The sequence below is a fragment of the Ruegeria sp. BI11 genome, from assembly GCF_056538005.1.
In genome coordinates this window covers 23,983-45,529 of the sequence record NZ_JBQFSM010000012.1, presented here as the reverse complement: position 1 = coordinate 45,529, position 21,547 = coordinate 23,983, and the positions used below count along the sequence as shown (strand labels likewise).

22 protein-coding genes and 1 pseudogene are annotated in these 21,547 nt (G+C 57.8%); 12 read left to right on the top strand and 11 right to left on the bottom strand.

Features of this window, described 5'->3' with window-relative positions; translation table 11 throughout:
• Positions 1–190 precede the first annotated feature (190 nt).
• From ACR0DT_RS20405 to ACR0DT_RS20385, 5 genes are all read right to left on the bottom strand, one after another.
• Positions 191–634, bottom strand: coding sequence for a MaoC family dehydratase (locus ACR0DT_RS20405; RefSeq protein WP_170495882.1), 444 nt, complete (start codon positions 632–634; stop codon positions 191–193).
• A 100-nt stretch (positions 635–734) separates the two neighbouring features.
• Positions 735–1,610 (bottom strand): TIGR01459 family HAD-type hydrolase, encoded by an 876-nt coding sequence (locus tag ACR0DT_RS20400; protein ID WP_480712518.1) that lies wholly within the window; start codon positions 1,608–1,610, stop codon positions 735–737.
• A 106-nt stretch (positions 1,611–1,716) separates the two neighbouring features.
• A complete protein-coding gene (locus tag ACR0DT_RS20395) occupies positions 1,717–2,793 on the bottom strand; it encodes a DUF389 domain-containing protein (protein ID WP_480712517.1) in 1,077 nt (358 codons plus the stop codon).
• A 126-nt stretch (positions 2,794–2,919) separates the two neighbouring features.
• Positions 2,920–3,840 carry a manganese-dependent inorganic pyrophosphatase gene (locus tag ACR0DT_RS20390; RefSeq protein ID WP_480712516.1) on the bottom strand — a complete coding sequence of 307 codons (921 nt, stop codon included), beginning with the start codon at positions 3,838–3,840 and terminating at the stop codon, positions 2,920–2,922.
• Positions 3,841–3,949: 109 nt separating this feature from the next.
• A complete protein-coding gene (locus ACR0DT_RS20385) occupies positions 3,950–4,930 on the bottom strand; it encodes a TraB/GumN family protein (RefSeq protein ID WP_480712515.1) in 981 nt (326 codons plus the stop codon).
• Between the two features lie 118 nt (positions 4,931–5,048).
• Between ACR0DT_RS20385 and ACR0DT_RS20380 the strand changes: the two genes are divergently transcribed.
• From ACR0DT_RS20380 to ACR0DT_RS20355, 6 genes are all read left to right on the top strand, one after another.
• On the top strand, positions 5,049–5,723 hold the full coding sequence (locus ACR0DT_RS20380) for a DUF2161 domain-containing phosphodiesterase (protein WP_480712514.1): 675 nt from the start codon (positions 5,049–5,051) through the stop codon (positions 5,721–5,723).
• 153 nt (positions 5,724–5,876) lie between these two features.
• Entirely contained in the window at positions 5,877–6,164 is a 288-nt protein-coding gene (locus tag ACR0DT_RS20375; protein WP_366551348.1) for a co-chaperone GroES, read from the top strand.
• 54 nt (positions 6,165–6,218) lie between these two features.
• Positions 6,219–7,862, top strand: coding sequence for a chaperonin GroEL (gene groL / locus ACR0DT_RS20370; protein ID WP_480712513.1), 1,644 nt, complete (start codon positions 6,219–6,221; stop codon positions 7,860–7,862).
• Between the two features lie 176 nt (positions 7,863–8,038).
• Positions 8,039–8,881, top strand: coding sequence for a DMT family transporter (locus ACR0DT_RS20365; protein WP_480712512.1), 843 nt, complete (start codon positions 8,039–8,041; stop codon positions 8,879–8,881).
• A gap of 38 nt (positions 8,882–8,919) precedes the next feature.
• On the top strand, positions 8,920–9,693 hold the full coding sequence (locus ACR0DT_RS20360) for an alpha/beta fold hydrolase (RefSeq protein WP_480712511.1): 774 nt from the start codon (positions 8,920–8,922) through the stop codon (positions 9,691–9,693).
• Positions 9,690–10,841: an alpha-D-ribose 1-methylphosphonate 5-triphosphate diphosphatase gene (locus ACR0DT_RS20355; RefSeq protein WP_480712510.1), complete on the top strand. Its 1,152-nt coding sequence runs from the start codon at positions 9,690–9,692 to the stop codon at positions 10,839–10,841. The genes ACR0DT_RS20360 and ACR0DT_RS20355 overlap by 4 nt, the downstream gene beginning before the upstream one ends.
• A 1-nt stretch (position 10,842) precedes the next feature.
• Here the strand turns inward: ACR0DT_RS20355 and ACR0DT_RS20350 are convergent, their stop codons facing one another.
• The gene (locus ACR0DT_RS20350) at positions 10,843–11,910 is read right to left on the bottom strand and encodes a 5-(carboxyamino)imidazole ribonucleotide synthase (RefSeq protein WP_480712509.1); all 1,068 of its coding nucleotides are present in this window, start codon (positions 11,908–11,910) and stop codon (positions 10,843–10,845) included.
• Positions 11,903–12,391 (bottom strand): 5-(carboxyamino)imidazole ribonucleotide mutase, encoded by a 489-nt coding sequence (purE, locus tag ACR0DT_RS20345; RefSeq protein WP_170347842.1) that lies wholly within the window; start codon positions 12,389–12,391, stop codon positions 11,903–11,905. Before purE ends, ACR0DT_RS20350 begins: the two co-directional genes overlap by 8 nt.
• Positions 12,392–12,551: 160 nt before the next feature.
• Here purE and ACR0DT_RS20340 point away from each other — a divergent pair, with 160 nt between their 5' ends.
• A complete protein-coding gene (locus ACR0DT_RS20340; protein ID WP_480712508.1) occupies positions 12,552–13,937 on the top strand; it encodes an FAD-binding oxidoreductase in 1,386 nt (461 codons plus the stop codon).
• A 93-nt stretch (positions 13,938–14,030) separates the two neighbouring features.
• On the opposite strand, the gene ACR0DT_RS20335 is transcribed toward ACR0DT_RS20340, so the two are convergent.
• Positions 14,031–14,255 (bottom strand): YdcH family protein, encoded by a 225-nt coding sequence (locus tag ACR0DT_RS20335; protein ID WP_058280035.1) that lies wholly within the window; start codon positions 14,253–14,255, stop codon positions 14,031–14,033.
• Between the two features lie 164 nt (positions 14,256–14,419).
• Here ACR0DT_RS20335 and ACR0DT_RS20330 point away from each other — a divergent pair, with 164 nt between their 5' ends.
• The 4 genes from ACR0DT_RS20330 (at position 14,420) to ACR0DT_RS20315 (ending at position 16,932) form a co-directional block, all read left to right on the top strand.
• Positions 14,420–14,833, top strand: coding sequence for an Hsp20 family protein (locus ACR0DT_RS20330; protein WP_170347844.1), 414 nt, complete (start codon positions 14,420–14,422; stop codon positions 14,831–14,833).
• Between the two features lie 5 nt (positions 14,834–14,838).
• Positions 14,839–15,063, top strand: a complete 225-nt coding sequence (locus ACR0DT_RS20325; RefSeq protein WP_480712507.1) for a DUF1150 family protein — start codon at positions 14,839–14,841, stop codon at positions 15,061–15,063.
• Between the two features lie 109 nt (positions 15,064–15,172).
• On the top strand, positions 15,173–16,060 hold the full coding sequence (locus tag ACR0DT_RS20320) for a PhzF family phenazine biosynthesis protein (protein ID WP_480712506.1): 888 nt from the start codon (positions 15,173–15,175) through the stop codon (positions 16,058–16,060).
• On the top strand, positions 16,057–16,932 hold the full coding sequence (locus ACR0DT_RS20315; RefSeq protein WP_480712505.1) for a hypothetical protein: 876 nt from the start codon (positions 16,057–16,059) through the stop codon (positions 16,930–16,932). Before ACR0DT_RS20320 ends, ACR0DT_RS20315 begins: the two co-directional genes overlap by 4 nt.
• On the opposite strand, the gene ACR0DT_RS20310 is transcribed toward ACR0DT_RS20315, so the two are convergent.
• A complete protein-coding gene (locus ACR0DT_RS20310; RefSeq protein WP_480712504.1) occupies positions 16,929–17,777 on the bottom strand; it encodes a hypothetical protein in 849 nt (282 codons plus the stop codon). The genes ACR0DT_RS20315 and ACR0DT_RS20310 overlap by 4 nt on opposite strands.
• Positions 17,778–17,897: 120 nt before the next feature.
• Positions 17,898–19,616, bottom strand: a complete 1,719-nt coding sequence (locus ACR0DT_RS20305; RefSeq protein ID WP_480712503.1) for a bifunctional sulfate adenylyltransferase/adenylylsulfate kinase — start codon at positions 19,614–19,616, stop codon at positions 17,898–17,900.
• A gap of 108 nt (positions 19,617–19,724) precedes the next feature.
• Between ACR0DT_RS20305 and ACR0DT_RS20300 the strand changes: the two are divergent.
• Positions 19,725–19,880, top strand: a pseudogene (locus ACR0DT_RS20300) (hypothetical protein); the annotation flags it as partial.
• Here the strand turns inward: ACR0DT_RS20300 and ACR0DT_RS20295 are convergent.
• A complete protein-coding gene (locus tag ACR0DT_RS20295) occupies positions 19,833–21,503 on the bottom strand; it encodes an adenylate/guanylate cyclase domain-containing protein (RefSeq protein WP_480712502.1) in 1,671 nt (556 codons plus the stop codon). The pseudogene ACR0DT_RS20300 and the gene ACR0DT_RS20295 sit on opposite strands and share 48 nt — an antisense overlap.
• Between the last annotated feature and the right edge of the window lie 44 nt (positions 21,504–21,547).

Genomic DNA, 21,547 nt, shown 5'->3' with positions numbered 1-21,547 from the left:
TTGCTCGCTGACAACGTAGCCAAATTTCACCATTCTACATCTTGGTCTCTAATTCAATGAAGATGCAGCGCGGTGGCGGTTGTCGTCGGGATTCTCCCCTGCGCAAATGTTACCACGCAGGAAAAGATCCTTTTCACTGTAACTAGAGGTTAGGGCGTCAACGCGACGCCCTTTTCTAGTTCAGCTTAAGTCAATCGAACTTGCGGGATGGCGCCAGAACCATCGCTTCGCCAATCAACACCTTTTTGCCATCCACGGCGCAGTGGCAATCCAGTTTCACCCGACGCTTGGAAAAGTCGATGTCGATTACCTTGACCTCGGCATACACCATGTCGCCGGGGCGGACGGGGGCCAGGAATTTGAGTGACTGGCCCATATAAACCGTGCCGTGACCGGGCAGTTGCTCACCAATTACGGCCGAGATCAGGCCCGCCGTCAGCATACCGTGCGCGATCCGGCCTTCGAAAATCGTATCGCGGGCATAGTCATCGTCCAGATGTACCGGATTCCGATCAGTCGAGACCTGCGCAAACATCTCGATATCTTCATCGGTCACCACTTTGCGCAGGTGACGGGTCATACCCATTTCGATGTCTTCAATACAGATCGTGCCGCGCGGAAGATTGTCCAACATGTCGCCCTCACTTGCATCCATTGAGCAACAAAAAGATCAATGTTGCCCGTGTTCGGCAACTTTATTACTTCGCAAGCGCAGAAAATCAAGCCTTTTCTTCTTATCTCAGGCGACCGATTGTATAGGTGGGATTTATATTTTCCCTTGCGATGTAATCGGTTAGCGATTCATGGTGCGGATGGTGCTCAGTTTTTGTTTCTGCAGCGGCCAATCCACCCGAGATGAATAGAGAATCAATCCCTTCTCCCATGCCACCCAGAATGTCGGTGTGGGGGCCGTCGCCGATCACCAGAATGTCACCGTCGGGGATGTCGTGACCCAACTCTTGCAGCCTGCGGCGGGCCAGATCATAGATCGGCGGGTGGGGCTTGCCGAAGTAGAGACTTTCGCCCCCCATCTCGGTATACAGCTTGGCCAGCGCCCCGGCACACCATTCCCGCACCTCGCCCCGGTCGACCACGATATCGGGGTTGGCACATAGCAGCATCATGCCTTTTTGCTTGGCAAAGAGGAAATCCGCGCGGTTGACTGAGGGGTCCGCCAACGGATCAAACGGGCCGCAGCATACGATCCCCTCGGCCTCATCCAGCGGGACCCGTTCGATTTGGATCGGGTGATGCAGGATTTTCAGCGGCTCAAAGAACCCAGCATCGCGCTGCCATTCGCCCATGAAATAGACTTTTTCCCCAACTGCGCCTCGGAACATCGCCGACCGCGCCGAGTCACCGCTGGTAGCGATGGTGTCATAGGCATCTGCGGGGACGTTAAATTGCACCAGTTGCTGGGCCACGCCCGCACGAGGTTTCGGAGAGTTCGTCACCAGCACGACAATCCCCCCCTTCGCGCGATAGGCCTGCAGGGCGGTGACGGCATCGGGGAAGGCGGTGATGCCGTTATGGACACAGCCCCAAAGGTCAACGAACAGCGCTTTATAACGGTCGGAAATGTCGGACAGGGCGTGGATGATCTGGGTCATTGAGGGCCTCGGGCGAGTTGAATGCAAAGTTGCGTCAGCTATCGCAAAGCTGACAGGTTTTGACCATCCCGCAATGCCAATTGCCGTCGCTATATGGCTGTGCCGGTCAGTTTTCTTCGCTGATTTCCTCGATATCTGGCGCTTGTTGGACTGCGTCGGTGCCCAGAATGATCTGTGCTCCAATCCTGTTCTGGAACCGCACCACAACCAAATAGCCCGGGCCCAACTGATCCTGCAGGACATCGACCAGAGGTGTTTCACGCAGGCTTTCCGGCAGCAATCCCACAGCCGAAGAGATTTTGTACGCCGCCTCGATCGGCAGGTCCACGATCAGCCAGATATCCGCCTGTTTGCGTTTGGCGTTCACGTCGATGCGGATGACCTCGACCGAAACCGGATCGGCCCAATCACGGATGGCCTGCGCGACCTCTGCCTCGGTTCGGGTTTCGAGATAGCGGTTATAGGTGGATTTACCCAATTGCAGAACGACAAGGGCCAGAAAAGCCAGTGTTACAGTCACGCTGGCCGTAAAATTCAGTTTCCGACGACCCTTGCTGAAGACCATCGAGCGAGCAGCGTACACGATGTAAACCGCGCAGGCAGACAGGATGATCGCGCCAAGGTTTGTGGCGAATAACAACCCGGCCTCATAAGCCTCACTGGGTTCGCCGAAATACAGCAGAACACCCGAAGCTGACAGAGGCGGCACAAGCGACACGCCTATGGCTGCGCCGGGCAGCAAACTAGCCTCGGATCGGTTGATCTGCACGTAAGCTCCGGCAACGCCCGCGGCCAGGGCGACGATCAGGTCCTCAGTTCCGGGGTCAGTCCGTGCCAGAACCTGATCAGGGATCAGGATCCCGCGCGGGACATCGGCGACATAGACCAGGAGCCACGCCAGCAGCACGCAAAGGATGGCCGCGCCGCAGACAATCAGGGCAAGATTGAATGCGCGTCCCAGCCAGCCCATGACCATGGCCGCCGCCACGCCTAGAATGGGGGTCATCAGCGGAGCCACCAGCATCGCGGCAATCACCACCGCGCCGGAATCGCGCAGCATACCCATCGTGGCGATCACTACCGACAGAGTCAGCAGCATAGCAAAGCGTCGCCAATAGGCGGCCTTGTCCTTGCCTTCAAACCGCAGGATGTCCCGGGTGGTGCTGAACTTGCGCGTACTCATACGTGGGACCTGATCCGCTACTTACTTGCTAACCAGAGTAGCAACGGAAGCAGATTGCGCAAATCCTCCATCTCAATGAAAAAAGGCGCCCACGTGGGACGCCTTTTCCTTGGACTGTTCCGAAAATCAGACTTTGAGGTTCGGAATGATCTGCTTTTTGCGGCTCATGACACCCGGTAGAACTACGGCATCGCCGTCGACCGATGCTCCAAAGCTTTTCTCGGCCACGCCTTTGACCAGATCGTTCGGCACCAGCAGGGTGGCTTCTTCGTTCAGGATGTCGACTACGAACAGCAGAACCTGATCAACGCCGTCTTCCTTGGCAACGTCGACCATCGAGTCAGCAAGGCTCGCCTTGCGGTCCAGCACAACGCCCGGTGCGGTGGTTTCCAGAACCGAGACGCGGAACTTGGTGCCGTCGACTTCGTATTCCTTGCTGTCCATGCGGATCAGTTCGGCGTCCGAGAAGGACGACACATCCGATTTGGCCGCAAACATGTCGGCGGCATAGGCTGACACGTCCAGACCCAGCTCAGCGGCCAGCTTCTCGGCCACTTCACGGTCGTGCGGCGTGGTGGTGGGCGACCGGAACTCCAGCGTGTCCGAAAGGATGCAGGTCAGTGCTGCGCCTTTGATGGCGTCGGGCAGCTTGGCCGCGTCGTCGCCCATCAGGTCAATCATGATGGTCGCGGTACAGGCCAGCGGGCGCACAGTGATGTCGATCGGGCCTTTGGTTTCCAGCCCGCCGACCAGCTTGTGGTGGTCAATGATGGCGCGGATGTCGGCGCTGTTGACGCTAGCGGGCAGTTCGGCCGGGTTGTTGGTGTCGACGATGACAACCGGCACGTCTGCTTCGACGCCATCGATGATGCGCGGCTTGGGCAGGTCCCAGCGTTGCAGCATGAACGCTGCTTCGGTGTTGGGCTCGCCCAGCAGAACGGGCTCGGCCTGTTCGCCTTTAACTTCGTTCAGGTACCACGACCACAGGATCGGCGAGCCTGTCGAGTCGGTGTCGGGAGATTTATGGCCAAATACAAGGGTTGTCATGTCAGCGTCCTGAGGATGATATTTTGCGCGCCTTATAGGTCGGTCTGCCGGGGTTGTCACCCGGCAGAATCCCCGCTGCGACGGTTGGTCTGACTTTTGTCGTGTGCATTCAGAAAGGCGCGCGGGTCAGGGTATATCCGGCTTGATGCAATTGGTTCAGCAACCCGTGCGTGCCACTTAGATGGCCAGCGCCTACAGCGATCACCGCGGTCTGATCCTGAATGTCCAGAATGTGCCGCATCCAATTGTTGTTGCGCTCGACCAGCAGTTGCTGTTCGAACGTATTCCATTCTTCGTCGAATACCTCAGGTGGCAAGCCTGAGGCATCGCGTCCTATGATGCGGGCCAGTTGCATAACCTGGCCGTGTTGTTCCTCGAGATAGGCATTTGCCATAGTGACCAGTTGATCTTCGCTGCCTTCAAAGGCATCAGCCATGCGGGCCAGGGATTGCGCTTGCTTTTCGATCGGATGCCTGTCGAACATTGCCATCAGATCTTCTATCCGCTCTAGAGAGTGCTGAGGGATGTCCAGGTCAACCGCCAGCCTGTTCAAGCGCGCATCCATCCCGTTATCGGCGTCTGGGTCTTGCACCATGCATGGCGGGATGCTCAGCATCATGCTTAGAAACCAGGGGCGCATTTTTGCCCCCATCCAGCCGGGTATGCCGCGTTCAGCCAGGTTTACGGAAAGGGCGGCCCAGTCTTCCTCGGGTATCAGATCAATAAGGGTGGGGCCGGACGTGATCAGGACAGGGCTTGGGTCATTGGCGAGCTTCTTTTCCCAAGCCTTCATTTCATCCTGAGTGACTTCGAAATAAAAGGCGTCGGCCTTACTGAGAGTTGGCGTCAGGCGTGCAACCACCGCATCCATGCGCGGGTCGTTGGCGTGCATGGTTCCGATCAGATGTAGAACTGTGTCGTCCTTGGTTGCGATCCAGTGGTTGCCTTCCGGGTAAGGGACATTGGCTAGTGTCTGGTCCAGTTCAGCCTGTGCGGTGGGGCTCAGCTCAGCGCGCAAGTCGCGACCTTCGCAGGCAGCCTGAACCGTGGCGGGCAGCAGCAGACAAATCAAAAACAGCAGCAGGCGCATTCGTGTCTTCCCGGTGGCATCTCTTCGGCGCAGCTTGCCCCGGCGTGCCTTAGGGTGCAAGGTAGATCGGCTTGCTGCGCGGGCTGGCTTTCCGCAGCAAATCACTTAGCATACGACCATGGACCGCGAGCAGGATCTCTATCCCCCTATCAAGGCGCTGTTAGAGCGTCAGGGCTATACTGTCAAAGGCGAGGTCGGCGCAGCCGATATCGTGGCCGTGCGGGATGGGAATGAGCCGGTGATCGTTGAGCTTAAGCTCCGGTTTTCGCTGACGTTGTTCCATCAAGCCATCACGCGGTTGAAAGTGACGGATCAAGTCTACATCGGCGTGTGCAAGCCCAAGGGCCGTAGTGCACGACGGGCCCTGAAAGACAATCTGGCACTGTGCCGACGTCTGGGGTTGGGGCTGATTACCGTGCGCGCCGATGGTACGGTTGAGGTGCAATGCGATCCGGGCCCATATGCACCGCGCAAGAGCAAGCCTAAAACAGCTCGCCTACTGCGTGAATTCGACCGGCTAGAAGGCGACCCCAACGAAGGCGGTGCCACACGGCACGGGATCGTCACGGCCTATCGTCAGGACGCCTTGAAATGCGCGGCGCATCTGGCGGAATGTGGGGCGACAAAGGGTTCTGAAGTAGCCAACGCAACCGGCGTCCCTCAGGCCACTCGCCTGATGCGCGACAATCACTATGGTTGGTTCGACAAGGTTGAAAAGGGCGTCTACAACCTGACTAATGCCGGGCAGGACGGTCTGAAACACTGGGCTTACAGCTGGGAACAGCCTGACTGAACGCTCGTTTGCAAAAAATACTTCACGGCTTGTTGACTCGGGGTTTTTAACTCCCTAGCTATGCGTCGTTATCACTCACACACTCCGAGTGCTAACGCCTCACCGTCCGGTGAGGGGAGGATAAACAAACTTTGAGCCCAAGGAGCTGCAAAGATGGCATTGAAACCGCTTCATGACCGCGTGTTGGTTCGCCGTACCGAAAGCGAAGAGAAAACCGCAGGCGGCCTGATCATTCCTGACAGCGCAAAAGAAAAGCCCAGCGAAGGCGAAGTCGTTGCAACTGGCGAAGGCGCACGCAAGGACAGCGGCGAGCTGATCGCGATGGCTGTATCCGCTGGTGACAAGATCCTGTTCGGTAAATGGTCGGGCACCGAGGTTCAGGTCAACGGCGAAGAGCTGCTGATGATGAAAGAAAGCGACATCATGGGGATCATCGAGTAAGCCGCGCACTTTCTCTGATCTTCATTCTCAACTTATTTCTCAAGGAGAAACAATATGGCTGCTAAGGACGTCAAGTTCGACACCGATGCCCGTAACCGTATGCTGGCAGGTGTGAACATCCTGGCCGACGCTGTCAAAGTGACCCTGGGCCCCAAAGGCCGCAACGTGGTTCTGGACAAATCCTTCGGCGCGCCGCGCATCACCAAAGACGGTGTATCGGTTGCCAAGGAAATCGAACTGGAAGACAAGTTCGAAAACATGGGCGCGCAGATGGTGAAAGAAGTCGCCAGCCGCACCAATGACGAAGCCGGCGACGGCACCACAACCGCGACCGTTCTGGCCCAAGCCATCGTTCGCGAAGGTCTGAAGCAGGTTGCAGCGGGCCTTAACCCGATGGACCTGAAGCGCGGCATTGACCTGGCAACTGCCAAGGTTGTTGAAGGCATCAAAGACGCCTCGCGCGAAGTTAAAGACTCTGCAGAAGTTGCTCAGGTTGGCACCATCTCGGCCAACGGCGAAGCTGAAATCGGCCAGCAGATCGCAGACGCGATGCAGAAAGTTGGTAACGAAGGCGTTATCACCGTCGAAGAAAACAAAGGTCTGGAAACCGAGACCGATGTTGTCGAAGGTATGCAGTTCGACCGTGGCTACCTGTCGCCTTACTTCGTCACCAACGCGGACAAGATGATCGCAGACCTCGACGACTGCATGATCCTGCTGCACGAAAAGAAACTGTCCTCGCTGCAGCCGATGGTTCCGCTGCTGGAACAAGTGATCCAGTCGCAAAAGCCGCTGCTGATCATCGCGGAAGACGTTGAAGGCGAAGCGCTGGCAACTCTGGTTGTTAACAAACTGCGCGGTGGCCTGAAAATTGCTGCTGTCAAAGCACCGGGCTTCGGCGATCGCCGTAAAGCCATGCTGCAGGACATCGCAATCCTGACCGGCGGTCAGGTCATCAGCGAAGATCTGGGCATGAAGCTCGAGTCCGTCACCATGGACATGCTGGGCACCGCCAAGAAAATTGAAATCACCAAAGACGAAACCACCATCGTTGACGGTGCTGGCGAGAAAGCCGAGATCGAAGCACGTGTTGCTCAGATCCGCACTCAGATCGAAGAAACCTCGTCGGACTACGACCGTGAGAAGCTGCAAGAGCGCGTTGCCAAACTGGCAGGCGGTGTTGCTGTTATCCGCGTCGGCGGCATGACCGAAGTTGAAGTGAAAGAGCGTAAAGACCGTGTGGACGATGCTCTGAACGCAACTCGCGCTGCTGTTCAGGAAGGCGTTGTTGTGGGCGGTGGTGTTGCTCTGGTTCAGGCCGGCAAAGCACTGGAAACTCTGGAAGGCGCAAACGCTGACCAGAACGCTGGTATCAACATCGTTCGTAAGGCAATCGAAGCGCCGCTGCGCCAGATCGCCGAGAACGCAGGTGTTGACGGTGCGGTTGTCGCGGGCAAAGTCCGCGAATCCGCCGACGCAGCATTCGGTTTCAACGCGCAAACCGAAGAATATGGCGACATGTTCTCGTTCGGCGTGATCGACCCAGCCAAGGTTGTCCGTACCGCTCTGGAAGATGCGGCATCGGTTGCTGGTCTGCTGGTCACCACCGAAGCGATGGTTGCCGACAAGCCTGCCAAAGAAGGCGCGGCACCTGGCGGCGGCATGCCCGACATGGGCGGCATGGGCGGCATGATGTAAGACGTCGAATTCGCTTTTGCGAATTCTGACGATCCCGACAGGCGCTTGGCCTACAGGCCAAGCTGCCGAAGGGGGCCGCACAGAGAAATAAGAACGGGGTCGCCTTCGGGCGGCCCCGTTTCGTTTTACAGGGCAGGTGAGTATGCAAGCGCCCACGAAACCGCTATGCGATTGATATGAGATTGTTTCTGCTCACTACCCTTACCATGTGCGCTTTTGCGGCGAACTCGATCCTGAACCGTCTGGCCATCGACAGCGGTGCCAGCGACCCTGCCGGGTTTGCCATTGTTCGCGTGCTGTCCGGGGCCATGGTGCTTACCATTCTGGTCTGGCTCAGATCAGGGCATCTGCCGTTGCGCAATCGACGCAGGATTGCTGGGGCGGGCTCACTGTCGCTGTATATGATCGGGTTTTCCGTCGCCTATTTGACGCTGGATGCCGGGCTCGGGGCGTTGATCCTGTTTGGTGTTGTGCAGATCACGATGTTCGCGGTGACATCGGTGACCGGGAGTGCTCCGACCGCTCGACAAGTGGCCGGGGCGGCCATCGCGCTAGTGGGTTTGGCCTGTGTGCTGTGGCCATCCGGTACGGTGCAAGTCGACCCTAGCGGCGCAGTTTTGATGACAGCCGCAGGGGTCGGCTGGGCGATATATTCGCTGGTTGGGCGATCTGAATCAGACGCCCTTTCTGGGACTGCGGCTAATTTCGTCGTTGCTCTGCCGGTCACCGCGTTGGCGTTGGTTCTGGTTGCAGGGGAATGGCAAATGAACGGCTCTGGCTATTTGCTGGCGGCTCTTTCCGGGGGCGTCACCTCGGGGTTGGGCTATGCGCTGTGGTATCGCGTTTTGCCCCAACTGGCGCCAAGCACAGCGGCAGTGGTGCAATTGAGCGTGCCAATCATCGCCATCCTGGGCGGGGTTATTCTGTTGGGAGAGGTCGCAAGCCTGCGCCTGATCCTTGGTACGGCGCTGGTTTTAGGCGGCATCGCGCTGGCCGTCTTGCGCCTGAAGCCGCGCTAGGGGTTTCAACGCAACCACTTAACCCTTATCTGGCGGCTATGAGATATCTGTTCGCCTTGTTTTTGTTCTTTCTTCCTGCCATGGCCCAGGCAAAATGCGTGGTGTTGTTGCATGGTCTGGCGCGGACCGAGGCGTCCTTCACCGTGATGGAGCAACTCTTCCAGGCGCAAGGATACACCGTTGTTCGACCGGGTTACCCTTCGACAGATCTGCCGATCCCGGAACTGGCTGATCAGACGCTTCCGGACGCCTTCGCGGCCTGTGGTGACGATACTGTGAATGTGGTGGCGCATTCGATGGGCGGCATCCTGCTGCGCTATTGGCTGCAGGACAATCACCCGGAAAATCTGGGCCGCGTTGTCATGCTCGGCCCGCCCAATCAGGGCAGTCAATTGGTTGACGAATTGGGCGCATATGAGGTGTTCGGCATGCTGCACGGCCCCGCCGGGCTGGCCTTGGGCACTGGCCCCGAAGGCATTCCTCGTCAACTGCCGCCTGTTGATTTTGAAGTGGGCGTTATCGCCGGTGAGAACTCGTTGAATCCATTGTTTTCCTCGCTGATCGACGGCAAGGACGACGGAAAAGTCTCCGTCGAGACCACAAAGGTCGAAGGCATGGCGGATCACATCGTCCTGCCAGTGACCCATACCTTCATGATGAACAACCCTCGGGTCATGGCGCAGGCGCTGCATTTCATCGAATTCGGCCAGTTCGATCCCCAGATCACCTGGTTGGATGGAGTGATGGATATCATCAACGAAATCTGTATCGGGCAGGATTGCTCGGAACCCGAGTCGGAGCCCACGCAATGACCGCATTGAACCTGACCCTGACCGGCGCAGAGGTGCTGTTGCCGGAGGATGGCCTTGTGCCTGCCGATCTGTCCCTCGCGGACGGCGTCATTCAAACCGATCAAACCGGGCGGCAGATCGACCTTTCCGGATATCTTGTTCTACCCGGTATTATTGACCTGCACGGGGATGGGTTCGAACGCCACATCGCGCCCCGTCGCGGGGCGATGAAACAGATGGACGAGGGTATTCTCTCAGTAGAAGCGGAATTGGCCGCCAATGGTATCACCACTGCCGTCCTGGCCCAGTTCCACAGTTGGGAAGGTGGGGTGCGTGGCCCGGAATTCGCGGATCAGGTGTTTGGTGCCATAGCCTCGGTCAAGGATCGCGTCGTGACTGACCTGATGCCCCAGCTGCGATTTGAAACGCATATGCTGGATGATTATGCGGACTTGCCCAAACGTATCGCGGATTGGCAGGTGCCCTATGTGGTGTTCAACGACCACCTGCCACATGATCGTCTTGCAGAAGGGCGCAAACCGCCGCGTTTGACCGGGCAGGCGCTGAAAGCCGGACGCAACCCGGACACGCATTTTGAAATGCTGCTGTCCATGCATGCCCGCCGCAGTGAAGTACCTAAGGCGCTGGACACGCTGTGTGCGGCTTTGGACTCTCAGCGTGTGCGCATGGGCAGCCATGACGACGCCACCGCACAAATCCGCGCTGATTGGCGCGCGCGCGGGGCGCAGATCTCGGAATTCCCCGAAACGCTCGAAGCGGCCGAGGCCGCGCGCGCCGCCGGAGACTTTATCATTCTAGGGTCGCCCAATGTGGTGCGCGGTGGATCGCACAAAGGCAATGTCAGCGCGTTGGATCTGATTACGATGGGGTATTGTGACGCGCTGGCCTCGGATTACCACTACCCCAGCCCGCGCCGTGCGGCACTGATGGTGGCCAAGTCCGGATTGGTGGATTTGGCAGGGGCCTGGGCGCTGGTGTCATCCGGCCCGGCCCGCGTTCTTGGGTTGCAGGATCGGGGCACGCTGACCCCCGGCCAACGCGCTGATCTGGTGATCCTGGATGCTAAAACCCACCGCGTTGCCGCCACGTTGGCTGGCGGGCGGGTCAGCTATATGTCAGGGGATATTGCGGCGCGGTTCGTCGGTTGATTTACCGCGAAATGCGGTTGAAATGACCCATCTTGCGACCTGCCTTGACCTCGGCCTTGCCATAGAGATGCAGGGCCACGTCGCGTTCCTGCGCCAGCTCGGGAACGCGATCCATGTCTGCACCGATCAGGTTCTCCATAACCACATCTGAATGCCGCTGACCGTCGCCCAAGGGCCATCCAGCCACAGCGCGGATATGCTGTTCGAACTGATCCACGGCGCAGCCATTCTGCGTCCAGTGACCCGAGTTATGCACACGCGGGGCGATCTCATTCACGATCAGACCGGCGGGGGTCACAAACAACTCGACCCCCATGACGCCGACATAATCCAGCGCGTTGAGGATATTGGCGGCCAGCAGAACGGCATCTGTACGCTGTGCTGGGCGCAGGCGGGCAGGGACTGTCGTGGTGTGCAGAATGCCATCACGGTGCACATTCTCACCGGGATCGAAACAGGCGACCTGTCCGTCCAATCCGCGCGCTGCGATGATCGAGACCTCGTGGCTGAACTCCACAAACCCCTCAAGGATCGCAGGGGCACCGGCCATATCGGCCAACGCGCTCTCGGCATCCTCGGGCGCGCGCAGACGGGCCTGTCCTTTGCCGTCATAGCCAAATCGGCGGGTTTTCAGGATTGCGGGCGCTCCGATCTGCTTGATTGCTGCATTCAGGCTGGCCAAATCCGTGATATCCGCGAAAGGCGCGGTTTGCAGACCCAGCCCCTGCAGGAAATTCTTCTCAATCAGCCGGTCTTGACTGACGCGCAGCGCTTCGCGACCCGGACGGATCGGGCAGTGCGCTTCGAGGATATCTAGCGCCTCGGTCGGGATATTTTCGAACTCATAGGTGATGACATCAACGGATTCTGCAAATGCTTTCAGCGCGTCGGCGTCGTCATAGGCGGCGGCGGTTACGCGGTCTGCCACTTGCCCGGCTGGCGGGTTGGCGCCCGGTTCGTAAATGTGGGTTGCAAACCCAAGACGAGACGCCGCCACAGACAGCATCCGGCCCAACTGACCGCCGCCCAGAATTCCGATCCTGGCACCGGTTTGCAGTGCATCACTCATCGACGGGCTCCTCAGGGATCGAGGCTGAAAGTGCGTCGCGCCATGCATCCAACCTTTGGGCCAAAGCGTCGTCCTGCAAGGCTAGAATTCCAGCCGCCATCAGGCCCGCGTTGGCGCCGCCCGCCGCGCCGATAGCCATAGTCGCAACGGGGAAGCCCTTGGGCATTTGCACAATAGAATATAGCGAGTCGACACCGGACAAAGCACGTGTCTGTACCGGTACGCCAATCACCGGCACTCGGGTCTTAGACGCCATCATGCCGGGCAGGTGCGCGGCCCCTCCGGCACCGGCAATGATCACATGCAGCCCGCGCGATGCGGCGGTCTTGCCATAGTCCCACAAGCGATCCGGTGTGCGGTGCGCCGAGACGATGCGCTTTTCGTACGCAATGCCCAACTCATCCAGAATGTTCGCGGCTTCCTTCATCGTGGGCCAGTCCGATTGGCTGCCCATGATGATCCCCACTTTCACATCGCTCATCCGCTTGTTTCCCTGCCGTCCGAAAGAGCGCGCACTATAGCCAAATCGGCCCCAGAGGCAATGTGGTTTGGCCGCGTAGGGCGCATTCCAGTGCCTGCTGAAAATACATTCAAATTAGTGTATGCTTGATGGCGGGGCAGTGGTCCCCGAGGAGGAACCCATGACAGATACAGTTTTGAAAAATCGGGACGGTCAAGCCGTGCCGCGAGACAGTATTGAGGCATTCAATTCGCAAGTTCGCGGGGCGCTGATTCTGCCTGGCGACCCAGACTACGACGATGCGCGCAGTATTTGGAACGCGCTGGTCAACAAATACCCCGGCGCGATCCTGCGGTGCCAGGGCACTGCCGATGTCGCGGCGGCCGCCAAGTTCGCTTTTGAAAACAACATACTGGTATCGGTGAGGGGTGGCGGTCACAATGTAGGTGGGCGTGCTGTCTGCGATGATGGCCTTGTCATAGACCTGTCCCGCATGCGCGCGGTTCATGTTGATCCAGAGGCTCAAACCGTTCGTGCTCAAGGTGGTGCGTCGTTGGGGGACGTAGATTGTGAAACCCATCTTCACGGCCTTGCGGTGCCATTGGGCGTCGTCTCACAGACAGGCATCGGCGGATTGACGACGGGCGGAGGATTCGGCTGGTTGGCGCGAAAATACGGGCCAACATGCGACAATGTCATCGAGGCCGAAGTTGTAACGGCGGACGGGTCGATCAGAACCGCCAACGCAAACAGAAACCCGGATCTTTACTGGGGAATCTGCGGCGGCAGTGGCAATTTCGGTATCGTGACGTCTTTCCTTTACAAGGCCTATCCTCTTTCGACGGTGCTGGGGGGAATGATTGCCTATCCGCGTGCCGCCGCTGCCGAGGTTTTGCGCGGCTTTCGGGATATCGTTTCGCGAGCACCTGATGAACTGACGGTCTATGCAGCGCTGTTGTGGGGACCGGATGGAACTCCGTTAACCGCAATGGTGCCCTGTTGGATCGGTGACGATAAAGAAGCTGGCCGCCAGGCGATCCAGCCCCTGACGGAGATCGGAGAGCCGCTGGTCGTTGATTTGCACGAAATGCCATTCCCGGCCAAACAAAGCATGCTGGACGGTGCCTATGGGCCAGGAAGCCGGAATTACTGGAAATCTGCGTATCTCAACGCTCTGCCCGACGAGGCCATTGACACGATCGTTGCGCAATCCAAGGGGATGACAATACCGGGCTCGGGCATTCTGATCGAACACTGCGCTGGCGCTGCAAAGTCCAAATCAAACGGTGACAACGCATTTGCACAACGCGGTCACGACTATCTGATTGCGATTCTGCCACTGTGGACCGATCCGGCAAATGATGCGGATCAGATTGCATGGGCCCGCACAATGCATAAGGCGATGGAGCCCTATTCTACGGGCGGAACCTATCTGAACTATCTGGGAGCTGACGAAGACAGCGCGATAGAGACGGCATTTGGTGAAAATCTTGACCAAATGAAAGAAGTTAAGCGGAAATACGATCCGACCAATTTCTTCAGTGAGAATGCGAATGTTTCACCCTGAAACAGATGTCACGCCTTAGGAAATCCGACGGGGCACGTCAAAACTCGGTTCAAAGGTGCACGGAATGTGCTTTTGAGCCGGGTGGGGGAGGGCTCATGCAATGATGTCAGGCGTCAAACGGTCTTCGATCAGGCGAATGATATCCTTCAGGCGAAGTTTCTGCTTTTTCAATCGCTTGATCGTCAGCTGATCAGCTGTGCCGGTGGACTGCAGCGCCTCGATCGCTTCGTCCAGATCACGGTGCTGGCGGCGGAAAACCTCCAGTTCAACCCGCAATACCTCGTCTGTTTTCATCGAAAGATCGGTTGGCGCATTCATGAGCGACTCAGTGCCTTTTGTGGTGCTTGTGACACAAGATAGTGTGTCAGGGTTTATCCGGCCAGACCTTGTGGACATCCTGCCATATTCCCATATTCTATTGTACGCGGTTGCCAAAACGGGGCCGCACCACACGTCGCTTTGGCAATAAAGGACGAAAATACGTGTCGAAACTTACTCTTGGCTCATACCCGCATCTTTTGGGGTTCGAGCAATTGGAACGTCTTCTGGAACGGTCTGCAAAGGCCGGAAACGAAGGATACCCGCCTTATAATATCGAGCAGACCTCGGACTTTTCATACCGCATCACCTTGGCAGTGGCAGGGTTCGCGGAACAGGATCTCTCGATCACAATCGAGGATCGCCAACTGGTGATCCGGGGGCGCCAACGCGACGATAGCGAGGGGCGCATATTCCTGCACCGCGGCATCGCCGCGCGTCAGTTCCAGCGCATGTTCGTGCTGGCCGACGGTGTCGAGGTGGGAGAGGCGATCATGGAAAACGGTCTGCTGCATGTGGATCTGACCCGCGCTGTGCCTGAAACGGTGGTGCAAACGATCAACATAAAAAAGGGGTAAGAGCTATGAATACACCGATTGAATACAAAGCCGAAGGCGACCGTATCGTCTATGTGAAAACCGTAGATGTCGCCGATCTGCCGCGCGATGTCCGGGATAAAGCAGGCGATCTGGACCAACTTTATGCGGTTCACGATTCTGACGGCCAGCAAATCGCGCTGGTAACGGATCGCAAGATGGCCTTTTTCCTGGCCCGTGAGCACGATCTTTCACCGGTGGCGGTGCACTGAACGGCCCCGCCTATAACTTTTCGGCGTGACAATCCCGACAACAAGGGCGACACATACGAACCGGCATGACATGCCCGGCTGATTTACTCTGCTTCAGGGGATTTTGCGGATGAGCTGGTTCGATTTTGATTGGGTGGATGCCTTCAGTGATCGCGCCTTTGGCGGCAATGGCTGCGCCGTGGTGTTTGACGGTGCTGAATTGCCCGAAGATGTTTGCACCGCCTATGTGCGCGAAACCTCTCTGGCTGAATGTACGTTTACAGGGCCATCCGATGTGGCCGACATACGGGTGCGTTATTACCTGGCTAGTCGGGAAATTCCCTTTGCTGGGCATCCCACGATTGCAACCGTCGCAGCCATGCGGTCCCGCGGCATGGTTAAGGGCGATACGCTGACCTTGGAAACTGGTGCAGGGGTTGTCTCGATCTACCTGAACGGCGATGAGATCGAAATGACCCAGGTCGCGCCGCAATTCGGCAACCTTGTTCCCGCAGGTTTGGTCGCTGCCGCCGTCAGCTTGCCCGAGGATGCAATTATTTCTCCGCCGCAGTTTGTGTCCACCGGGTTGCCGTTCTGTATCACGATCCTTCGCGACCATAAGGCTCTGCGTGCAGCGAAATTGAACCTTGAAGCGCTGCGCAAGGTGGCCGCAGAGGCCGGGTATTCTGGCACGGATATGGCGGAACCGTTCCTTGTAACGCTGCAGGGTGCAACTTCGGTTGGCGACACGTTTTCGCGCCTGTTGATGGCACCACCCAGCTTGCCCGAAGATCCGTTCACCGGATCGGCCACCGGCGCTATGGCGGCTTATCTGTGGAAATACGGGCTGATGTCCAAAGACACATTCATCGCCGAACAGGGCCATGACATGGGCCGCCCCGGTCAAGCCGTTGTCACGCGCGTTGGCCCAAGCGATGCGATGACTGGTATCAAGGTGTCTGGACGCGGCCATGTACTGATGCGAGGGCAGGTTGATCTGCCCGAGACAACACAATGACCCAACCTGCCATTGCTATCCTGCCATACGGGCATCGGTTGGGGCCCAAACTGGCCGCGGTTCCATTGTCCGAACTCATCTGGCCCGAGGGCTGCCCGGATCGCCTGATCGGTAAGACAGTGGGCGATCTGGAGCGCACCGATCACCTGATCATGTACCCGAACTCGACCGTGCATCTGCGCCTGCGTCGTGGCACCCGCGCGCGGATTTCGTTGATGATGGGCGAACCGTCTGCCATTCACGCCAAGCACGACCGGATGCTGCGCCAAACCTGGCGGCGGTTCTTCCGAGTGCTGACCTTTCATGACGTGCTGCTGCAAAGCATCCCGAATGCGGTGTTCCTACCTTATGGCGTCACGATGGTGCCCGACTGGCAGGATCTGAAGGTCGAGAAAACCAAATCCTGCTCGCTGATTGCTTCGGCCAAGCGTGATCTTGAAGGACACCAGTTACGCCATTTGGTGATCGACTGGGTGCGCGAAACCGGTGCGGATGTTGATATCATGGGGCGGGGATACACTCCGTTCGATCTCAAATCCGACGGGTTGGCGCCGTACCGCTATTCCGTGGTGATCGAGAATGTGCGGGAGAATAATTACTTTTCCGAGAAGCTGACGGACGCGATCCTGTGTTCCACAGTCCCGATTTATTGGGGTTGCCCGAATATCGGAGACTTTCTCGATACCTCTGGCATGATCCTGTGCGAGACCAAAGTGGATATCCATCGCGCGATCCAATCCGCTTCGCCGGAGGATTTCGCCTCGCGCCTGCCGCATCTGCAAGCCATCCAGCAGCAAGCAGCCGAGTATGGGGATTTCGAGGGCAGGGCTGTGCGCCTGTTGCGCGCCGAACTGAACGCGGCCTCGAACTAGCCGGCCAGTGCCAGCCAGCCTTCGGGCAGGATCGGGCGGGCCTTGGGATCAATCTCGTGCCGGTCGCATATCCGCTGCAGATACGAACCGCGCACCGGCAGACCACCGGTGTTCTGCGCCATCAGCCGTTTTTGGTGGCCATAGATGTGGACCGAATGAACAGTGTCGCCTTCAATCTGTGCGGTCGGGATGAACGGATCGTGTAATTTCCACAGGTCATGCTTGGACAAAGGGTAAAACACATCGGCTTGCATGACATGGCCGTCTTCTTCGGTCTTTCGCAGAAAATGTGCAAAAGCCTTGGGTCCGGAACTACCCCAGGGCAGCGCCTCGATTCCCCAGGTTTCGCCGTTCCGGATGCGCTGACGGTTGCGGCGGTGTAGCGGCCCCCCCCGCCAAGGCTGCGTCGGATTAGCTGCGGTCACGAATTCCAGCATCAGCGTCAACGTTTCTGAATCTGCTGGCAGGCGTAATACTCCGGTCAGAAAGTTCCCAGTATGGGACTGGCCAAAGATATAGGGCGATGGAAAATCGAACGGTCTGGCGCAATAGGCATCCAGATCGACCCAGATGAAATCGGTTTTCTGCATCAGGTGCAGACGGAAAACATCAGAGAACACCGCGACGCTCAGGCGGTCGCCCGCAGGCATATCAAACGGTGCAGGCCAGAGGATATCACTGGCGGGCCGCATATCGACCCCAGTGGGAACGCCAGCGATCTCATGCCCCGTGAAAAGAACGAAGTGATGGCCCCGATCAAGATAGGATTGGATACACAGCGCCTCGAGCCAGCTCAGGTTTGATCCAAACCAGAAACTGGCAATTGTGGGTAGGGCAGGGGGCATTGTTGCGTCGTGTCCATTTCAGGTCGGGCAACTGCACCAACTGGACCGCACATTGTCAATTGTGGGCAAGAAAAAACGGCTCCCGGAAACCGGAGGCCGTTTATTTGGAATAGCTTGCGTTTAGGATGCGGCGATCAAACCCATGCTTTCCAGCTTGAGCAGCACCTGATGAGCGCAGTTGTCGACGTCAACGTTTTCCGTCTCGACGCTCAGCTCTGGGTTTGCCGGAACATCATAAGGGTCAGAAATGCCAGTGAATTCCTTGATTTTTCCTTCACGTGCCAGCTTGTAAAGACCCTTGCGGTCACGGCGTTCGCATTCCTCGATACTGGTCGCAACGTGGACCTCACAGAAGGCGCCGAATTGTTCGATGTCTTCACGTACAGCGCGGCGGGTGGATGCATAAGGTGCTATCGGGGCGCAGATGGCGATGCCGCCGTTCTTGGTGATCTCGGAGGCCACATAACCGATGCGGCGGATGTTCAAGTCACGGTGTTCTTTCGAGAAGCCCAGTTCAGACGACAGGTTCTTACGAACGATGTCACCATCCAGCAATGTGACCGGACGACCGCCCATTTCCATCAGCTTGACCATAAGCGCGTTGGCGATGGTGGATTTGCCCGAGCCCGAGAAACCGGTGAAGAACACGGTAAAGCCTTGCTGAGACCGCGGTGGTTTGGTTTTGCGCAGCTCGGCCACAACCTCGGGGAAGCTGAACCATTCGGGAATTTCCAGACCTTCGGCCAGACGACGGCGGAGTTCGGTGCCCGAAATGTTCAGGATCGTGACGTTGTCCTTGTCGGCAATCTCGTCGTTTGGCTCGTACTGGGCGCGTTCCTGCACATAGACCATGTGTTTGAAATCGACCATTTCGACGCCAATTTCATCTTGGAACTGGCGGAACAGATCTTGCGCGTCATAGGGACCGTAGAAGTCTTCACCAGCCGAGTTCTTGCCGGGACCAGCGTGGTCGCGGCCAACGATGAAGTGGGTGCAGCCGTGGTTGGCGCGGATCAGGCCGTGCCAGACCGCCTCGCGAGGGCCAGCCATCCGCATCGCCAAGTTTAGCAGAGACATCGAGGTGGTCGACGCCGGATATTTGTCCAGAACCGCCTCATAACAGCGCACGCGGGTGAAGTGATCGACATCACCCGGTTTGGTCATGCCCACGACGGGGTGAATCAACAGGTTGGCTTCTGCCTCCTTCGCGGCGCGGAAGGTCAGTTCCTGATGCGCTCGGTGTAGCGGGTTGCGGGTCTGGAACGCGACGATGCGGCGCCAGCCCACCTTGCGGAAATAGGCGCGCAGCTCGTTCGGGGTGTCGCGACGGGCGCGGAAATCATAGTGAACCGGTTGCTGGATACCGACCACGGGACCACCCAGATAAACCTTACCAGCAACGTTGTGTAGGTAGTTCACGGCCGGGTGCGCATCGTCATCAGCGCCAAAAACCTTCTCGGCCTCGCGCGCTTTGTTCGGGGTCCAGCGGTCGGTCACGGTCATGGTGCCGAGGATCACGCCTTCCTGGTCGCGCAGGGCGATATCCTGACCCAGTTCGATGGTCTCGGCAAAATCTTCGCTAACGTCCAGCGTGATAGGCATCGGCCACAAGGTGCCGTCAGCCAGACGCATGTTTTCAACGACGTTTTCGTAATCCGCTTCGCTCAGGAACCCTTTGAGCGGGTTGAACCCGCCATTCATCAGCAGTTCTAGGTCGCAGATCTGACGCGGGCTCAAGTCCCAGCTGGTCAGGTCGGCCGCCTCCACTTTCAGTTTCTGTGCCGACTCGTACGAAACGTAAAGTTCGGGGATCGGAGCCAGGTTGCTTAACATCGTCATAGGAATACTCTTGTCGAAGTGCGATTTTATCGGTGATTCAGGGGTGTTTGTGGGGCATGTGCCCCGACTATTGGTTGAAGTCCATATACATTCACAAAATTAAGGACGATATGCGCGGTTTTTGTCCGAAATGGAAGGATTTTTCGTCTCACGCAGCTTTTCCCGACTTGTATCCCGCTAAGGTGCGGTTGTTGTGTAAATTCAGTACATCTGTTCCTAGGCGGCTTTGACCGATTCAAGATCGGCAGCACATGTCACTGGCAGAGCGGATACCGGTTGTGTGACACCGCGCAGCTCAAAGGATTGCAGGCCAGTCAAGTCGCCGTCATATCCGGCCGCCTGAAGTAATTCAGCCGAGACGAGTAATTCCACACCCAATGCCTTGGTCTGGCCCTCAAGACGGCTGGCCACGTTGACTGCATCGCCGATGATTGTGCGTGCGGAACTGCCTGCGGCACCGATCTCACCCAATACCAGGTCGCCGAGATGTAGACCCATCCCAATGCGTATCCGGGGGCTACCTTCGGTTTGAAGCTGTTGGTTGAAACGCTCTAGCGCGCGACTGACATCGGTGGCGGCCTTTAGTCCTGCACGTGCTGAGTCTGCGGCGTTTGGGGTTTCGAAGACGGCGAGCAGACCGTCACCCATGTATTTGTCCACCATGCCGCCGTCGTTCGTGATCGCCGGGACAATCGCATCAAAGAACCGGTTCAACAGGAACACGATGTCATAAGGCAGTTGGCCAGTTGTTCGCGAGGTAAACCCGCGCATATCCAGAAACAGAACCGCCAACTTGCTTTCCTGCCCCTGACTGGCATGAGCCCGTCCGCGTTTACCATCGGGACGGAACATGCGAAACGCCGTAAGGGGTGCGGTTGGCCGAATCTGACAGGCTAGCCGTGCGCCTTCGGGGGCGCTGACGGCGGCCAAACTGCGGGTTTCGACCTCGCTGGGTGTGGGCAGCTTGTCCGCGCCATCCTCAATGATCACGCGACAGGTGGTGCAGCGCCCTTTGCCCCCACACAGAGCGGTGTGTGGAACGCCATTGGCCTGCGAAATCTCAAGCAGGGTCATGCCTTTTTCAGCTACGACCTCGGGGCCGTCGACATATTTCACGCGGACCGAATGCCTGCGCCGCCACAATTTACGGAGCACAAAAACGGTGAGTGAGACTCCCAGTGCCAGCCAGAATGCCATCAAGGCATTGTCCTTGACGCTGAACATGGTCTGAAAGGCCTCGGGCGAGGGCCAGTTGTAGTGTTCGATATATTGATCGCGCAGGAACGGATCGGCGAAGTCCGCCCAAAGGCGACGCCCCTCGGTCAACAGCCCGGCCAGAGCGAACGAGGGTACAAAAACCGCCAGACCGATCAGATAAGGCACCCATTTGGACCACCAGCGAGTCAGCCGAAGCCACATGTGCAACCCGATGCAGCTGTGAACCCAGACGACCAGCAACAGCAGGCTCTGCATCCAGATCGCCGAGTTGGGCCACATCAGAAGGATGATGTACCCCATCTCGTCGTTAACGTCATAGATTTCATGGGCATAGCGCGTTTGCACGATATGCGCGATCAGCTGCAGCGGTATCAGCAGCCCCAGGAGTACCTGCAGGCCAGTGCTGAAAGGCATGCGCAGCGTCCGGCGCTGACTGATGGAATACAGCGCTAGGCCGAGATGGACGAACAGCGCTAGATATAGGATCACACTGCCCAGATCATGGCGGGTGATTGCGTGGCGACCATCTTGCATGCCGTGCAGATAATCGGTGTGGAAAAGACCCAGCCCGATATTGATGAAGTGAAAGAAGGCAAAGGTGAACAGGATGAGACCGCTGACGATCCTCAGCCGGGTTGTCCACCCGCCTTGCCATAGAACGCTTTTCAATCAAGCCACCTGTATTCGCCTTGCGTATGTCCGAGTCTGGTACG

What these genes read in the sequence shown, in the direction of transcription:
- ACR0DT_RS20405 (WP_170495882.1), bottom strand. Translation starts at nt 634, where the DNA reads ATGTTGGACAATCTTCCGCGCGGCACGATCTGTATTGAAGACATCGAA.
- ACR0DT_RS20400 (WP_480712518.1), bottom strand. Translation starts at nt 1,610, where the DNA reads ATGACCCAGATCATCCACGCCCTGTCCGACATTTCCGACCGTTATAAA.
- ACR0DT_RS20395 (WP_480712517.1), bottom strand. Translation starts at nt 2,793, where the DNA reads ATGAGTACGCGCAAGTTCAGCACCACCCGGGACATCCTGCGGTTTGAA.
- ACR0DT_RS20390 (WP_480712516.1), bottom strand. Translation starts at nt 3,840, where the DNA reads ATGACAACCCTTGTATTTGGCCATAAATCTCCCGACACCGACTCGACA.
- ACR0DT_RS20385 (WP_480712515.1), bottom strand. Translation starts at nt 4,930, where the DNA reads ATGCGCCTGCTGCTGTTTTTGATTTGTCTGCTGCTGCCCGCCACGGTT.
- ACR0DT_RS20380 (WP_480712514.1), top strand. Translation starts at nt 5,049, where the DNA reads ATGGACCGCGAGCAGGATCTCTATCCCCCTATCAAGGCGCTGTTAGAG.
- ACR0DT_RS20375 (WP_366551348.1), top strand. Translation starts at nt 5,877, where the DNA reads ATGGCATTGAAACCGCTTCATGACCGCGTGTTGGTTCGCCGTACCGAA.
- groL (WP_480712513.1), top strand. Translation starts at nt 6,219, where the DNA reads ATGGCTGCTAAGGACGTCAAGTTCGACACCGATGCCCGTAACCGTATG.
- ACR0DT_RS20365 (WP_480712512.1), top strand. Translation starts at nt 8,039, where the DNA reads ATGAGATTGTTTCTGCTCACTACCCTTACCATGTGCGCTTTTGCGGCG.
- ACR0DT_RS20360 (WP_480712511.1), top strand. Translation starts at nt 8,920, where the DNA reads ATGAGATATCTGTTCGCCTTGTTTTTGTTCTTTCTTCCTGCCATGGCC.
- ACR0DT_RS20355 (WP_480712510.1), top strand. Translation starts at nt 9,690, where the DNA reads ATGACCGCATTGAACCTGACCCTGACCGGCGCAGAGGTGCTGTTGCCG.
- ACR0DT_RS20350 (WP_480712509.1), bottom strand. Translation starts at nt 11,910, where the DNA reads ATGAGTGATGCACTGCAAACCGGTGCCAGGATCGGAATTCTGGGCGGC.
- purE (WP_170347842.1), bottom strand. Translation starts at nt 12,391, where the DNA reads ATGAGCGATGTGAAAGTGGGGATCATCATGGGCAGCCAATCGGACTGG.
- ACR0DT_RS20340 (WP_480712508.1), top strand. Translation starts at nt 12,552, where the DNA reads ATGACAGATACAGTTTTGAAAAATCGGGACGGTCAAGCCGTGCCGCGA.
- ACR0DT_RS20335 (WP_058280035.1), bottom strand. Translation starts at nt 14,255, where the DNA reads ATGAATGCGCCAACCGATCTTTCGATGAAAACAGACGAGGTATTGCGG.
- ACR0DT_RS20325 (WP_480712507.1), top strand. Translation starts at nt 14,839, where the DNA reads ATGAATACACCGATTGAATACAAAGCCGAAGGCGACCGTATCGTCTAT.
- ACR0DT_RS20320 (WP_480712506.1), top strand. Translation starts at nt 15,173, where the DNA reads ATGAGCTGGTTCGATTTTGATTGGGTGGATGCCTTCAGTGATCGCGCC.
- ACR0DT_RS20315 (WP_480712505.1), top strand. Translation starts at nt 16,057, where the DNA reads ATGACCCAACCTGCCATTGCTATCCTGCCATACGGGCATCGGTTGGGG.
- ACR0DT_RS20310 (WP_480712504.1), bottom strand. Translation starts at nt 17,777, where the DNA reads ATGCCCCCTGCCCTACCCACAATTGCCAGTTTCTGGTTTGGATCAAAC.
- ACR0DT_RS20305 (WP_480712503.1), bottom strand. Translation starts at nt 19,616, where the DNA reads ATGACGATGTTAAGCAACCTGGCTCCGATCCCCGAACTTTACGTTTCG.